The organism is Virgibacillus sp. SK37, assembly GCF_000725285.1.
Classification (GTDB): Bacteria; Bacillota; Bacilli; order Bacillales; family Amphibacillaceae; genus Virgibacillus_Q.
The window spans coordinates 2,537,271-2,551,925 of record NZ_CP007161.1; the positions used below are offsets into that span (position 1 = coordinate 2,537,271).

The 14,655-nt window shown below is 37.1% G+C and carries 14 protein-coding genes and 1 other RNA gene; 1 reads left to right on the forward strand and 14 read right to left on the reverse strand.

Annotated features, from left to right (window positions below; translation table 11 throughout):
- Nucleotides 1-64: 64 nt before the first annotated feature.
- The 5 genes from X953_RS13010 to X953_RS13030 form a co-directional block, all read right to left on the reverse strand.
- On the reverse strand, nucleotides 65-715 hold the full coding sequence (locus X953_RS13010; RefSeq protein WP_040955974.1) for a PspA/IM30 family protein: 651 nt from the start codon (nucleotides 713-715) through the stop codon (nucleotides 65-67).
- A 15-nt stretch (nucleotides 716-730) separates the two neighbouring features.
- Nucleotides 731-1,084 carry a hypothetical protein gene (locus X953_RS13015; RefSeq protein ID WP_040955975.1) on the reverse strand — a complete coding sequence of 118 codons (354 nt, stop codon included), beginning with the start codon at nucleotides 1,082-1,084 and terminating at the stop codon, nucleotides 731-733.
- Nucleotides 1,085-1,792: 708 nt separating this feature from the next.
- Entirely contained in the window at nucleotides 1,793-3,010 is a 1,218-nt protein-coding gene (locus X953_RS13020; protein WP_040955976.1) for an MFS transporter, read from the reverse strand.
- Nucleotides 3,011-3,302: 292 nt separating this feature from the next.
- Nucleotides 3,303-4,274 (reverse strand): LLM class flavin-dependent oxidoreductase, encoded by a 972-nt coding sequence (locus tag X953_RS13025; protein ID WP_040955977.1) that lies wholly within the window; start codon nucleotides 4,272-4,274, stop codon nucleotides 3,303-3,305.
- A 17-nt stretch (nucleotides 4,275-4,291) separates the two neighbouring features.
- Nucleotides 4,292-4,870, reverse strand: coding sequence for a DUF1836 domain-containing protein (locus X953_RS13030; protein WP_040955978.1), 579 nt, complete (start codon nucleotides 4,868-4,870; stop codon nucleotides 4,292-4,294).
- 138 nt (nucleotides 4,871-5,008) lie between these two features.
- Here X953_RS13030 and X953_RS13035 point away from each other — a divergent pair, with 138 nt between their 5' ends.
- Entirely contained in the window at nucleotides 5,009-5,656 is a 648-nt protein-coding gene (locus tag X953_RS13035) for a hemolysin III family protein (protein WP_040955979.1), read from the forward strand.
- Nucleotides 5,657-5,706: 50 nt separating this feature from the next.
- Here the strand turns inward: X953_RS13035 and X953_RS13040 are convergent, their stop codons facing one another.
- From X953_RS13040 to secG, 9 genes are all read right to left on the reverse strand, one after another.
- The gene (locus tag X953_RS13040; RefSeq protein WP_198023275.1) at nucleotides 5,707-6,765 is read right to left on the reverse strand and encodes a M42 family metallopeptidase; all 1,059 of its coding nucleotides are present in this window, start codon (nucleotides 6,763-6,765) and stop codon (nucleotides 5,707-5,709) included.
- A 397-nt stretch (nucleotides 6,766-7,162) separates the two neighbouring features.
- Nucleotides 7,163-7,501: a transfer-messenger RNA gene (gene ssrA, locus X953_RS19580) on the reverse strand.
- A 126-nt stretch (nucleotides 7,502-7,627) separates the two neighbouring features.
- Nucleotides 7,628-8,092, reverse strand: coding sequence for an SsrA-binding protein SmpB (gene smpB, locus X953_RS13045; protein ID WP_040955980.1), 465 nt, complete (start codon nucleotides 8,090-8,092; stop codon nucleotides 7,628-7,630).
- A 113-nt stretch (nucleotides 8,093-8,205) separates the two neighbouring features.
- Entirely contained in the window at nucleotides 8,206-9,150 is a 945-nt protein-coding gene (locus tag X953_RS13050; protein ID WP_040955981.1) for a metal ABC transporter substrate-binding protein, read from the reverse strand.
- Between the two features lie 30 nt (nucleotides 9,151-9,180).
- The gene (locus tag X953_RS13055; RefSeq protein WP_040955982.1) at nucleotides 9,181-10,038 is read right to left on the reverse strand and encodes a metal ABC transporter permease; all 858 of its coding nucleotides are present in this window, start codon (nucleotides 10,036-10,038) and stop codon (nucleotides 9,181-9,183) included.
- Nucleotides 10,035-10,778 (reverse strand): metal ABC transporter ATP-binding protein, encoded by a 744-nt coding sequence (locus X953_RS13060; RefSeq protein ID WP_040955983.1) that lies wholly within the window; start codon nucleotides 10,776-10,778, stop codon nucleotides 10,035-10,037. Before X953_RS13060 ends, X953_RS13055 begins: the two co-directional genes overlap by 4 nt.
- 403 nt (nucleotides 10,779-11,181) lie before the next feature.
- Nucleotides 11,182-13,344, reverse strand: coding sequence for a ribonuclease R (gene rnr, locus X953_RS13065; protein WP_040955984.1), 2,163 nt, complete (start codon nucleotides 13,342-13,344; stop codon nucleotides 11,182-11,184).
- Between the two features lie 47 nt (nucleotides 13,345-13,391).
- A complete protein-coding gene (locus tag X953_RS13070; protein WP_040955985.1) occupies nucleotides 13,392-14,138 on the reverse strand; it encodes a carboxylesterase in 747 nt (248 codons plus the stop codon).
- A gap of 178 nt (nucleotides 14,139-14,316) precedes the next feature.
- Complete coding sequence (secG, locus tag X953_RS13075) at nucleotides 14,317-14,550, reverse strand: preprotein translocase subunit SecG (RefSeq protein ID WP_019377623.1); 234 nt, start codon at nucleotides 14,548-14,550, stop codon at nucleotides 14,317-14,319.
- Nucleotides 14,551-14,655 lie beyond the last annotated feature (105 nt).

A 14,655-nucleotide genomic window follows, 5' to 3' on the forward strand; every position in this document is an offset into this window, starting at 1 on the left:
CTTATTTATGTAAAACAGGCACAGATACCTGCGCCTGTTTAAGTATATCATTTTTTCTTTCTAATTACTCCACAGATTCTTTTTCCTTTTCTCCCTTGCCTTCCAATTCTTTTTCTAACTTTGCTATCTTGCTATCAAAGGTAGTACGGTAATATGCACTATTTACTTTATATTCCAGACCTTCAATATAACCTTCCATTTCGGCAAATTTTGAGAATGGTTTGTCTGCAGAGGCATCCACAACTTTGTTCATTTGATAATTAGCTTTTGCAATATTTTCCCGCCCCATTAACTCCATACGTCGTAAATGCATATCTTTTAATTTATGCTTCATTTCTTCATATTTTTGTTCTAATGTTTCCAATTGCTGTGCTGCTTCTTCATACGATGCTTTCATTCTATCCGCTCGCAATTGATATTCTTCATGCTCTTTTATTGCAAAATCATACATTTGTTGCTCTCCTGCTTTTTCAGCAATACTAGCTTGTTTTAGTCGCTTGTCTGCCATATCGTTTGCTTGAATGTATTCTTTAGTAAATTCCTCCTTTAATTTATATTGTCGATCAACCAATTTCCTTACTTTTTCCTTTTCTTGTTCACTTTGTCTTAAATAGTGGTTTAATGCTGCAATAGGGTTCTTTTGTTCTTTTTGATCCATCAAATGATGAAGATCTGTAGTAATAGAGTCTTTTATTCGTGTAAATATCGAAGCCATTATAATCTCTCCTTTTTATTTGTTTAAATCTGCCCATTGGCGTTCAAAGTTGGTAAATGGGTCGTCATCTTTCATTACCTTAACAACTGGGTTGTCTGCATCGTTTTTCCAATTACTTACTATTAGATATAGGATATAAGCAGCGGCCACACCAATAACCGCAAAAATGTTCGAAAATGTGATACTCAGAATAACGAGCCCCAAAACGATCCAACCAATTTTTCCGGCAATAGAATCACTTTTCACAAATTTTTTAAATACCACGTACAACAACCAAATGCTCAATCCTAACAAAATCATTGGGCCAATGTTTGCAACTAAGACAAATAGCGCAACTAATCCAGCAACAAACAACAGAAATTTTTTCACTATTCCTCCTCCTTTCACTATCATAATTTTATTTTAACGGTCGGAAGTTTTTTTGGTAATGAACCTAAGCAATATTTCTTACTAGGTCTTGAGGCGTATTAGCATGTAGACTCGCTTGTGGTAAGGATTAATAAAAATGGCTGAATTCCTTTATAAATGCAAACTAACAGTGACAGCATCTTATTCAAATTACTACACAGTAGGAGGAAAATGTGAACTAACTAAGAATATAGAGCCTGCGCCAATCACCGCTACGGAAAAACACTGCGCTTTTCGGGGGCGGCTGATGAGCCTCCTCATGCTAGCGCATTCCGGGGTCTCACCTATGCCTCATCTCCCCCAGAAGTCTCCGTATTTTTCCTTCGCTAAGAGTTGCTCTTTAGCAATAAATGAATTTAGTATTAGGTGTGAAAAGCCCGCTTCGCATTTGAGATTTTAAAGCACATACCAATTGATTGGAATGGAAGATGACGACTCCTGCCGGAATAGCATGAGGCGAAGACCCTGGACGGAGCGTAGCGGAGGAAGCGGCTGAGGCCATGCCGGCGGAAAGCGTTCATCTGGAATGGAAATCAATGGCGATAGGTGGTCTTCAATAGTATCAAGTTACGTCGCAGTTTATCTATACTGCGATCTATTATTTTAAGAGCATCCTATGTGAAAAAAGACATAGCAGAGCGTTTACTCTGCTATGTCTTTTCTTTTTTATTAGGCAGTCTTTATTTCAAGCTCTTTCTTTTTATTTTTCTGCTGTAAGCTTAGCATGGCTACGAATGAGATGCAGTATAACAGTGCAAGGTATGTCATTGCCACTGTCATATCAAAATGCTGTAAAATAAAACCAACTAATATAGGTGATAGACCACCGACTGCGCGACCAAAGTTAAAAATGGTATTCGTTGCTGTACTTCTTATGTGAATAGGATAATAGTTACTAATAAGTGCTCCATAACCAGCAAACATTCCATTGGAGAAGAAACCGACAATGGCCCCACCAATAAGTACTGCTGCTGCCCCATGTGCATAGGAATAAATAAATACGGCTGCCGCTGATGCTAGGAGGAAGATACCATATGCTGTTTTGGTACCAAACCGATCCATGAACTGACCAAACGTAAGCATTCCCAGAATCATCCCTACGGCGGTGCTTATTGTCCATATTGCTGAACTGGAAACTGATAAGCCTTGGGATTGTTGAAGCATGGATGGCAGCCAAATCATTAACCCATTATAACCAGCAATCTGAACTGTTGCCATTAATGCTAAAGCTATCGTAGTAAAAGCTGTTCTTGGATTATTTACCAATTGGATAAGTTTTCCTTTTTCTTCTTTTGTTTTATCCTTTTGTTTTTCTTTTTGGGCAGCAACCCATTCTGGAGATTCATCAAGGTTGCGTCTTACTATAAAAGCAAAAATGACAGGTAAAATACCAATAAAGAATAACGCTCTCCATCCAAGTGTAGGAAGAATGATTGCACTTAATAAAGCTGCTAGTATAACTCCATATTGTGCGCCAATACTTACATAGGAAGATGCTCTACCCTGTTTATTTTTTGGCCAAGCCTCCGCTACTAGTGCCATTCCAATTCCATACTCACCGCCAGCTCCCAGTCCAGCTATAAAGCGAAAAACATAAATTTGTTCGATACTTGTTGCCAATCCAGTCAAAAATGTTCCTATAGCAAATAAAATAATGGTGTACGTAAAAACTCTTACTCTACCATATTTATCGGCAAGTATACCGAAAATCGCTCCTCCGGCCAGCATACCTATATTTGTAATGGAAGATATGAGTCCTCCTGTTGCCAGGTCAATATTAAAGTTTGTAATGATCATTGACATAGCGAAAGAAATAAACATAATGTCCATTCCTTCTAAAGTTAAACCTGCTGTTGAAGCAACTACTGCCTTATTACGATATTTCATGTTGTACCACCCTCCAGTTTTTCATGTGTTTCTTGTAAGGCTCTGAAGAATGGATGTGGTATCCATTCTCTTTTCAAGTCTCACAGGACAAGTTTAAAAGAGAAAATAATTACCTTTATGTTTCGCAGATTTAGACATTAAAAAATGCCCTTTGTCTACAGAGGACAAAAGGGCATAGTTATATAACTATGTACATTTCCGACCCTTTTTAGTCTCTCTGGACTACTTTAAAGGTATTTTTCTTTATTCAGCTTACCATGCTAAAAAAAATTATTCAAGAAGAATTTTGTCGTTATAGGTCGAATTCTTTGGCCAGTAACTTATAAGACCTTCTTCTTGCTTCATAATTATGTGTAATTGTAAGAATCATAAATTCATCCACTTCGTAAACTCTTTGTAACTCTTCCAGTTGCTTTCTTACTTGTTTAGGGTCACCGATAATCAATTTGCTGTCCGAAGAAGCAAGTTGTCGTTTTTCTTCAGTTGTTAAATGTCCTGTTTTCCTACCGTCAGGCACACCATTCCCTTCACCTTTTGCCTGTTCTATTTTCCATCGTTTACTATCCATTGCCAATATGCTGGCTTCTTCATTCGTTTCAGCGCAAATAACCGACACAGCGATAAGTGCCTCTTTACTTTTCTTCCCTTGTTTGTACTTCTTTATAATGGAAGTGCCATCTCCATCTGCCATAAAATGTCCAAAAGCATATGGAAGACCTTTTTCAGCTGCTTGAATGGCACTTTTCTCACTTGTTCCCAGCAACCATGGAACTGGTGAGACTGGTGGCAAGGGTGTTGGATTAACCTTTGAAAACATGTGGTCCTTAGGAAAACTATGATTCAAAAAGTGTAACAAATCATTAATTGAATCTGGCATCTTGCGTACATTTTCCAAAAAATTAGCAGACAATGCCATTGTTACTTCTGCAGATCCGCCTGGTGCACGACCAATTCCTAAATCAACACGATTCGGATACAAAGTGGCTAGCAGATTATACTTTTCTACAACGTGGAAAGGCATATAATGTGGTAGCAATACTGCTCCAGCACCAATTCTGATATTATTTGTCTGACTCCCAATTAAGCTTAGTACTATGTCGGGGGCAGGACATCCAAGACCTTTCATGTCATGGTGCTCAGCAATCCAGTACCGCTTATACCCAAGTTCATCCCCAAGTTTTGCAAGTTTTACGGTTTCCTGTAAAGCCTCCTGCGGAGAACTTCCTTCGGATATGGGTACCTGATCAAGAATACTTAACTTCAATTTACGTCTCTCCTCCTCTATTCTGTTTCTTTTCTTCCGATTTCATCGACTATTCTTTCCGCCGCTCTCCGATAAAAATTACTCATATTTGTAAATACAGCAACTAATAAAAGTTGCTTCAAATAATCTTCATCCTCATCCATCAACTTGGATACCAATTGACTAACCTCTTCTTCATGGTTAACTACATCCTTTTTAAAAGTTTCTGTATTTGCCTCCGTTAACTCTAAATAAGATGAATACAGCTGTTGAAGGTCAAAATCTTCCTCAGTTATTTTAGAATTCAACAAATGTAATGTTTGCTTAACATCATTAATGGTTAAAGTACCTTTCATCTGATAGATCAAACTAATTAACAACAGATGGTTTTTAGAATATTTTTTGTTATTAATTGGATAAAATAACTGCCCTTTTGCATAATTATTAATCATCGTCTTAGTTAGAATCTTATCCTCAGTGTACCGTTTCGAAGGTGCATATTTATTCTCAAATAACTGTATAACCTGGTCCATATATAAATCCAAATCAGGGATTTCTTCAATCTTCATATTCGTATTTAGATGCATATCATTAAGTAGTTCTTGTAAATTTTTCATTATAACTAACTCCAATTATTTTTAGTTCTATTATAGAAGAAGGTTGGTAACGTGTAAACCCTTGACTACTTGATAATATATGTATAGTATTGTAATATAGTTTTTAAAACTACATGATGAATTGAAGGTGTTAATAACATGAACAATATTATCCGGGAACCAATTAATTCACTAACACACTTGTTTGGAGCTATTCTTTCCATTATCGGCTTGATCGCAATGATATGGAAGGCTTCAACAGAGACAGGTACGATTATTTCTATCGTTGCTGTTACTATTTTTGGTATAAGTATGACACTGTTATATGCGGCTTCAGCAACCTACCATATGGTTATTGCCAAAGATCATGTAATTGCTTTCTTAAGACGAGTAGATCATTCCATGATTTTTGTACTGATTGCTGGAACATACACTCCATTATGTTTAATCAGCCTAAATGGGATTACTGGTTGGATACTATTTTCAATAATTAGCGTTATTGCACTCTTGGGTGTAACATTTAAATTAATTTGGTTCCATGCACCTAGATGGTTATCCACAGCACTTTATATTGCTATGGGGTGGATTGTCGTCTTCTTTAGTTCTTCGCTTGCACCAATTATTGGTACAAATGGAATGATGTTATTAATAATTGGAGGAATTATTTATACTGTCGGTGGATTAATTTATTGGCTAAAACCAGAGTTTCTATCTTTTAAGCATTTTGGTTTTCATGAAATTTTTCACTTATTTATCTTGGCAGGCAGTCTGTTTCATTTCCTCTGTGTCTATTTGTATGTACTATAAAAAAACCGGACTTCCATTGAGGAGTCCGGTTTTATGTTGCTTCTCACTAACTAATTATATTGTACCATTGGTGACTTTACATAGTGATACAGTAATTCTTCAGTATTATTTAACGAGTCCTCATGTGTTCTTTCATAAGCATGGGAAGAATCAATTCCAGGTCCAATCAGGCCATGCACAATGTCATGTCCTGCACGGATTGCAGCTGAAGCATCTGACCCATAATACGGATAAATATCCAATTTATAACCAATATTGTTTTGCTTAGCAAGTTCCGTTAAGTTGCGGCGTAAGCCTAGATGATATGGTCCGCTGGAATCCTTTACACAGATCGATACTGTATATTCATCAGTTGTCTGACCATCTCCCATTGCTCCCATATCTACTGCGAGATACTCTACTGTTTCTGGTGGAATATTGGAATTCCCACCATATCCAATCTCTTCATTATTTGATATCAGAAAATGAGTAGTATAAGGTAGAGTGAGTTTTTCTTCTTTAATTCTCTTTATGAGTTGAAGCAAAATCCCAACACTTGCTTTATCATCTAAATGACGTGATTTAATGAATCCATTGTCTGTTAACTCAACACGAGGGTCGAATGATACAAAATCTCCAACTTCGATTCCAAGCTTTCTGACATCTATCTCATTCTCCACTTTTGCATCAATACGCACTTCCATGTTTTCCTGATTACGCTTAGCTTCACCAGCATTTTTATAAACATGTACAGAGGTTTGATGCATTAAAATAGTGCCGGTAAATGTATTACCTTCCGGCGTATGTATTTCGCAATATTCACCTTCGATAGCATTAAACTTAAACCCACCAATCAAATCAAGACGCAGGCGGCCATTTGACTTAATTTCTTTTACCATTGCTCCTAGTGTATCTACATGTGCAGTAAGCATACGGTGTTCCTGATTATTTTCACCTGGAATTGTAGCGATAAGTCCACCTTTACGATTTTGTTTTGTCTCCACATCTAATTCTTTTAAGTAATCTTCCACAAAATGAATGACATTTGTGGTATAACCTGATGGGCTCGGAATAGATACTAACTGTTTTATTAAGTTTTTTGTTTCTTTAATATTTGGATATGTAGTCAAAATGAATGCTCCCTTCCCACTATTCTATTTAATACTATAACACGTATTTTAAGATAAGAGGCGTTTACTTAAAGAAATTAAACACAAAAAAACCACCAATTATATGTATTGGTGGAGACGGTGGGACATGCTCTTCCATACTTTCGATATGGCACTGACTATATCTTGAACCTTATTCAGGTCCTTTGGCGTATTATATGAGATGTAGTTTTTACATTTAGTAAAATCCCATATCCTAGTACTACCTAGAAAACAGGCAGCCTATAAGTCGATACACGGCTGTTGGATTACTCCACATACCGCTCGGTGTTGCCATATTACTCATTAAAAGCAACTTAGGTTTCACCGATAAAGCCAAATTTTCACTTCTGTGTTACCACAAAAGGCGACTAAAAATTAATCGAACCCACGTCCAGAGATATCGCCACTCAGGCTTCTACACGCATAGTTGGTATATTATCATTCGCTTATCTCTAGGCCTACCAACAGGCTGTGAGAAAGCTAGTCTGATTTAATTCAACGACCATCCTCAGACGGTGGATGACCGTATAGCCCGCTTCATTTGAGACCCTTCAATCTGCTACACGGGCAATAGCAGGAAGGATCCTTTAGCAGAGCTTACGCTGCTGCTAAAGAGTAATTGTTTTCTTTGCCAGTTATATTTAGGCGAATAACGTTTTACGAGTCGTAACCTCGACGCGCAACCTGAGCTCGATCTATCCCTGTCGAATCCGTAACGTCCCCATAAAAGGAGAAACGCTCGGGTAATATATCGAGCATTATTTAATTTTTATTAACTTACTACATTACTTATTATAACACATCACGCATTAAAATCAACCCATACTCTTTGTTCTAAGTCTTACCTCATATGATCTTTAATCGCACGATCAACATCACGTTTCATTTGTTTACGCTTTAGATCTTCCCGTTTATCGTATTTCTTTTTTCCTTTTCCCAGTCCAATTAAAACTTTAGCAAATCCATTTTTAATATATATCTTCAGTGGAACTAATGCATAACCCTGCTGCTGTGTAAGCCCAATTAATTTGTCTATCTCTTTACGATGCAGAAGTAACTTACGGGTTCTGGTTGGATCATGGTTAAAACGATTGCCTTGCTCATATTCTGCAATATGCAAGTTGATTAGTTTTGCTTCACCTCGATCAATACGAGCGTGAGCATCTTTAATATTTACTCTGCCAGCGCGGATGGATTTAATTTCAGTACCTTGCAGTACAATACCCGCCTCGTATGTTTCTTCTATAAAATAGTCATGTGACGCTTTTCTGTTTACTGCTACAGCGTCTCCTTTTCCCTTTGGCATAAAAACTTCCTCCTACTGCTTGCGTAAAGTTATTTTAACAAAAATAGTAGTTTTAATCCAATGGTTTCCTTTATGTAAAAACGCCACAGGAATAAACCTGTGACGTCACTCGATTATTCTGTTAAACCTTTAATAATCATATCCATATTCCACTCAATCATTTTAATATACGTGTCTCCATCCTCGCCTTCTTTCCCAAGAGAATCGGTAAAGATCTTACCTATAATAGGTACCCCGGTTTCATTAGAAACTGTTTCCATACTACGAGGATCGATACTTGTTTCTACAAACAAACCAGGTATTTCTCTTTCCACAATAATATCAACTACGTTCTTAATTTGTTCAGGCGTTCCCTCGTTTTCGGCATTGATTTCCCAGATATATGCAGCTTCAAAATCATAGGCTTCTGAGAAATATTTAAAAGCTCCTTCACTTGTTACAAGCACACGTTTTTCTTTTGGTATTTCTGCAGCTTTTGTTTCAATTTCTTTATCCAATGCTTCTAATTTTTCAATGTATTCCTCGGCATTTTTTTCGTACGTTTCTTTATTATCCGGATCTACCTCAACTAATGCCTTCTTCACATTTTCAGTATATTTAATCCCGTTCTCCACAGCAAGCCAGGCATGTGGATCTTCCTCTCCCTCATGTGCTCCTGAACGTAATAATTGAGGTTCCACTCCTTCTGTCAATCGGTATACTGGCGCATCTTCATCTGATTTACCTGCAGTCTCAACCATATTCGCAAACCAAGAGTTACCTGTTTCCAAGTTAAACCCATTATAAAAAATCATATCTGCATCTGACGTTAACTGTACATCCTCTGGTAATGGCTCGTAAGCGTGGGGGTCTGTGCCAATTGGTACTAAGCTGTGCACTTCTGCAAGATCTCCTGTGACATTCTTTACAATATCGTAAATGACCGAGTATGTTGTTACGATCTGTAACTTTCCATCACCCTTAGCTTTAACGTCTTCCGATGCATCATCTCCTCCAGCTGAACATCCTGCAATTAAAAAAATGGCAGCTAAAAATAAAACTAGTAAATTCTTTTTCATAAGCTGAAACCTCCTTTTATATTGGACTTTTTATGAATAGGAAACTCTTTTTTTACGTGAGTTAATTAATTTGCGTAAAACACCATGTTTTGGTGAAAAAATCAATGTGATGATAAACAAACCTGTTGCTACCAGAACGATTGTTGCTCCAGATGCTAAGTTTGCTTTATAGCTAATGTACAGTCCTAAAACAGCAGAGATAATTCCAAATCCTGAAGAGATGAAAAGCATGAACGATAATCTGTTGGTTAGTAAATATGCTGTAGCCGCTGGAGTAATCAGCATAGCAACCACTAACACAATTCCAACTGTTTGCAAGGAAGCTACTGTGACCATTGTTAACAATGTCATCAAAAAGTAATGGATAAGCTTCGTTGGTAACCCATATGCTTGTGCCATCGTTTCGTCAAAGGAGGTAACAAGCAATTCTTTGTAAAATAAATACACACTTGTTAGCACGATGACCCCGATAATTAATGTCATCCACATGTCTGAGGGTCTAACAGCAAGTACGTTACCAAATAAGATGTGATACAAATCTGTACTGCTCTTCATTAATGTGATTAGGACAATCCCTAAAGCAAAAGCTGCCGTAAACATAATTCCAATTGATGAATCATTTTTAATTCGGCTATTTTGGCTAATATAACCAATACCTATTGCTGTTAAAACACCGGTGAATACAGCTCCGAAGAAAAAGTTAATACCAAGAAAATAGGATAGTGCTACACCAGGCAAAACAGCGTGGGAAATAGCATCACCCATTAACGCCATTCCTCTTAAAATAATAAAACATCCAATTACTCCACAAATAATTCCAACCATAATAGAAGTCAGTAACGCTTTCTGTAAAAATTCATAATGCATAACTGCTTCAAGAAAATTCATGATGACACCACCAGTTCTTTAAGAAATGAAAGTTGACCTTGATATGCACGTGAAATAGTTTCCGGAGTCATCACTTCGTCTACATTCCCAAATTTTACAAGCTCCTGATTCAACAATATTAATTGCTGGAAGTAATCATTTGCCTTGCTTAGATCATGGTGCACAACAAGTATGGTCTTACCTTGATCTCTGAGCTCTTTTAAAATTTTTATAATAGTTTCTTCACTACTAATATCAATTCCCACAAAAGGTTCATCCAAAAAGAATATTTCTGCCTGTTGTGCTAGTGCTCTTGCGAGGAAAACTCGTTGCTGCTGTCCACCAGATAACTCTCCAATTTGGCGATTTTTAAACTCTGACATTCCCACCTTCTCTAGGCATTCCATAGCTAATTGCTTATCTGATTTCTTAGGTCTTCTAAACATACGAAGCTTTGGATAGGTACCAATTAAAGCAGTATCTATTACTGAAATAGGGAAATCCCAGTCTATGTTTGATCTCTGTGGTACATAGGCAAGTTTTTTTCTTGCTAGCTTTACCTCTCCTCCCTGTACTTTAACAGTGCCTTTATCTGAAGGGATTAATCCTAGAATTGACTTCAGTAAGGTAGATTTCCCAGCTCCATTTGGACCAATTATACCAACAAGACTACCTGGCATGATGGAAAATGAAACATCACGTACTGCTTCTTTACCATAATAAGAAACATGTAATTGGTCTACAGAAATTGATGTGCCCACACGAACCCTTCCTCTCTATTTATCAGTTACTCACTTGGTTTTTAGCCCGAGTTTAATTAATTAGCCTACTTCTATTAAGTAGTGTAATAGACAAACAGTTCACTGTCAACAATTAATTTTACCTAGTGCAACTTTTAAGCTAATGCAATTATATGCAGTTATTAATAAATGATGACAACATATTAAAAAATAATTTAGAAAAAAGTAAATACTAGCGGTTTAAATACTGAATGAATAGGTGTGAAGCTTTGTTACACAGAATTATTAATTAAGACCTCGAGGTTGAGATGTTAGAGTGATGTGCTATAAAAATGGTCCATAGATTCTGCTTGATATATTCCTAAGAAACAAAAAAGTGTTGCACTGTTAGTTACAGTACAACACTTTTTTTAAAAGTTCTTGATCATTTTTTTCTAGCCTTTATTTTCTTTTTCTTTTTTTGTTTTTCGGCTTGGACCAGTTCAAAATCTATTGTGCGTTCGTCCGTATTAACTGCGGCAACCTTTACCTTGACTTCATCACCTACACGATAAACTTTAGCTGTCCTCTCACCTATCATCGCGTGACGTCTTTCATCATAGTGGTAATAGTCATCAGTCAAATAGCTGACATGGATCAGCCCTTCTATCGTGTTTTCAAGCTCTACAAATAAACCAAAGTTTGTCACCGAACTAATCACACCAACATATTCTTCACCGATTTTATCCTGCATAAACTCTGCTTTTTTCAGATCATCCGTTTCTCGTTCGGCATCCACTGCTGTACGCTCTCTCTCCGATGTATGTCTAGCGATCTCAGGCATTGCCTCTTTCCATTTTGCAATAGTTTTCTTATCCATTTTTTTATTAATAAGATAGGTCCTGATTAAGCGATGGACGATTAAATCCGGGTACCTTCTAATAGGAGAGGTAAAATGAGTGTAGAACTCTGTTGCTAATCCAAAATGTCCAATGCTCTGAGCATCATACTTAGCTTGTTTCATGGAACGGAGCATCAACTTGGATATAATCATTTCCTCTGGTTTATCCTTTGCTTCTTCAATTACTTTTTGTAATGCCTGTGGATGAATTTCATTCCCGGTACCCTTCACTATATATCCCAGTCCTGCAAGGAATTCAAAAAATGTCTGCAATTTACCAGCATCCGGATCTTCATGAATACGGTGTATAAACGGTACGTCCATCCAATGGAAATGTTCAGCGACTGTTTCATTTGCAGCTAGCATGAATTCTTCAATGAGACGCTCACCAACAGATCTTTCACGTAAAACTACATCCTCTGGCTTCCCTTTATCGTCAACAAGTACTTTTGCTTCCTTAAAATCAAAGTCAATAGCCCCTCTCCCCATCCTTTTTTCGTTTAGAATGGTTGCAAGTTCTTCCATTGTTTCAAAGAAGGGCACAAGATCTTTATACTTTTCCCTTGTTTCCTCATCTTTTTCCACAAGAATTTTGTTAACATCCTTATATGTCATTCTTTCATTTGTCTTAATAACACTTTGGAAAATCTCATGATTAACAACCTCACCTGAAGAGGTGATTTCCATTTCACATCCTAATGTTAATCGATCAACCTGCGGATTTAATGAGCAAATTCCATTTGACAGACGGTGAGGTATCATTGGTATAACCCTGTCTACGAGATAAACACTTGTCCCTCTCTCAAATGCTTCTTTGTCAATAGGACTGTCTTCTTCCACATAATAAGTAACATCGGCAATATACACACCAAGCTTATAATTACCGTTTTCTAGTTTTTTTACAGAGACAGCATCATCCAGGTCCTTTGCATCCGCTCCGTCTATGGTCACAATTACCTCGTCCCGCAGGTCTCTGCGTTCTTTGATTTCATTCTCTGAAATTTCTTCAGGAGTATTTGCTGCTTGCTCGAGTACTTCATCCGGAAAATCGACTTGAATACCGTTCTTATGAATAATAGAGATTATATCAATACCAGGATCGTTTTTGTGACCAAGGATATGAATGATTTCTCCCTCTGCACTCATCCGCCCTTCAGGGTATTTTGTAATACGTGCAATAACTTTATGACCACTAATAGCTCCATTCGTCATGTTTTTCGGAATGAAAATATCATTAGGAATCCGCTTGTCATCTGCAATAACAAAGCCAAAGGAGCGGTTATCTTCGAATGTCCCAACAACCTGAAGAGTTGCACGCTCCAAAATACGGATGACCGTCCCTTCTGGGCGATTGCCGTCTTGATCCTTTTTCTCCAGACGAACTAATACTTTATCATTGTTCATTGCGGAGGCCAAATCAGAATGGTGGATATATACGTCAGTCTGACCTGGATCCTCAGGGATTAAAAACGCAAACCCTTTTGCATGCATCTGGATTCTTCCGCGAATAAGGTTCATTTTTTCTGGTAAACCAAAGCGGTTTTTCCTTGTACGTACGAGCTCACCATTCTCTTCCAACTCATTTAGAGCCTTAATGAGTTCCTTAAATTCAACAGCATCCTCAATATTCAATACTTCTTCTAATTCATCGACAGCTAACGGTTTTGTTCCATTTTCTTTAAAATAATCACGAATTTTTTCTAACATTTCGTTCACCTTCTTTCTATATAGTGTGTACCCAAAATAAAAATTAATTATTCCTTCCAATCAAGAGTTTCTAAAAATTGATAGACATCTTCAAAAACTTGCTCTTTTTCTTTCCCCATTGTTATCACATGGCCTGATTCTTCATACCATTTAATCGTCTTGTGCTCGGATTCAATATGGTCATAAATATAGTTCGCACTTTCTGTATTGATCATCTCATCCTTTTGTGCTTGGATGATCATTGCTGGCGTATATACCGTATCTACGTTATTTTTAACTTCTGTAATAAGTGAACCCAATTGTTGAAACATTTCTTCTGAATTATCCATTAGATGTTTAACTTCTCTTTTGATATCATCATCTTCTTTGCCATCCAATTCTTTATATTCCTTAGCAAATGCCTGAAAACCTTTCGTTAGTTGTGTTTCATTGTCAAAATACATTGGTGAACACATCGTAATAACAGCTTTCGTTTGCGTTGAATAGGCAAGCTTAAGACCTAAAACGCCACCAAGAGATAACCCTGCAACGGCAATTTCTTTATATCCTAGCTCTTTTAAGTGGTCAAATCCTGCTTGGACGTCCTCCCACCATTCCTCGGGTGTGGCCTCAATTAACTTTTCAGGAGGCAACCCATGGCCACGGTATATTGGCGCATGACTTGTATATCCCTTCTTCTCTAAATATCGACCAAGCATTCGTACATCAGCAGAATGCCCAGTGAATCCGTGTAATAATAATACGGCACGAGGACCTGCTTCAAACGTAAATGGTTGTGGTGCTTTTACTTTCATTTTTTTCTCCAACTCCTTCTACATTCCCTATTTCTATTCTACCCTTTTTCAACAAAAATAAAGGTCAATTTTATTCTGCGACATACTTATCTGGTAATTTGGTAATTGCATAAAGCTTATCAATATAATTTTATAGAAAATGAAAAACCCTTAACACTTTTGTGGTAAGGGTTGTTACTTATTGTAGAATATATGCACTTAAAAAAGCGAGAATAAAGAACAACGCGCCAGTAACAATTGTGCCACGGTGCAAGAATAAATCCAATCCTCTTGCTTTCTGCTTACCGAATAATTGCTCAGCACCACCGGATATCGCTCCGGAAAGCCCTTCACTTTTACCTGATTGTAATAGCACAAATACAATCATAACAATTGCATCAATTACTAATAGAACATGTACTAAAGCTTCCATTAAAGCAAAACCTCCCCTATAACGACAAATAGCTATTCTAACTTTAGCATAATTATGTTTCATATAGCAAGTCTTTTCATTAATATATAGTGTAGTCCTTGTCCT

What these genes read in the sequence shown, in the direction of transcription:
- rnr (WP_040955984.1), bottom strand. Translation starts at nt 13,344, where the DNA reads ATGTTAGAAAAAATTCGTGATTATTTTAAAGAAAATGGAACAAAACCG.
- X953_RS13020 (WP_040955976.1), bottom strand. Translation starts at nt 3,010, where the DNA reads ATGAAATATCGTAATAAGGCAGTAGTTGCTTCAACAGCAGGTTTAACT.
- secG (WP_019377623.1), bottom strand. Translation starts at nt 14,550, where the DNA reads ATGGAAGCTTTAGTACATGTTCTATTAGTAATTGATGCAATTGTTATG.
- X953_RS13035 (WP_040955979.1), top strand. Translation starts at nt 5,009, where the DNA reads ATGAACAATATTATCCGGGAACCAATTAATTCACTAACACACTTGTTT.
- X953_RS13010 (WP_040955974.1), bottom strand. Translation starts at nt 715, where the DNA reads ATGGCTTCGATATTTACACGAATAAAAGACTCTATTACTACAGATCTT.
- X953_RS13055 (WP_040955982.1), bottom strand. Translation starts at nt 10,038, where the DNA reads ATGAATTTTCTTGAAGCAGTTATGCATTATGAATTTTTACAGAAAGCG.
- smpB (WP_040955980.1), bottom strand. Translation starts at nt 8,092, where the DNA reads ATGCCAAAGGGAAAAGGAGACGCTGTAGCAGTAAACAGAAAAGCGTCA.
- X953_RS13070 (WP_040955985.1), bottom strand. Translation starts at nt 14,138, where the DNA reads ATGAAAGTAAAAGCACCACAACCATTTACGTTTGAAGCAGGTCCTCGT.
- X953_RS13030 (WP_040955978.1), bottom strand. Translation starts at nt 4,870, where the DNA reads ATGAAAAATTTACAAGAACTACTTAATGATATGCATCTAAATACGAAT.
- X953_RS13050 (WP_040955981.1), bottom strand. Translation starts at nt 9,150, where the DNA reads ATGAAAAAGAATTTACTAGTTTTATTTTTAGCTGCCATTTTTTTAATT.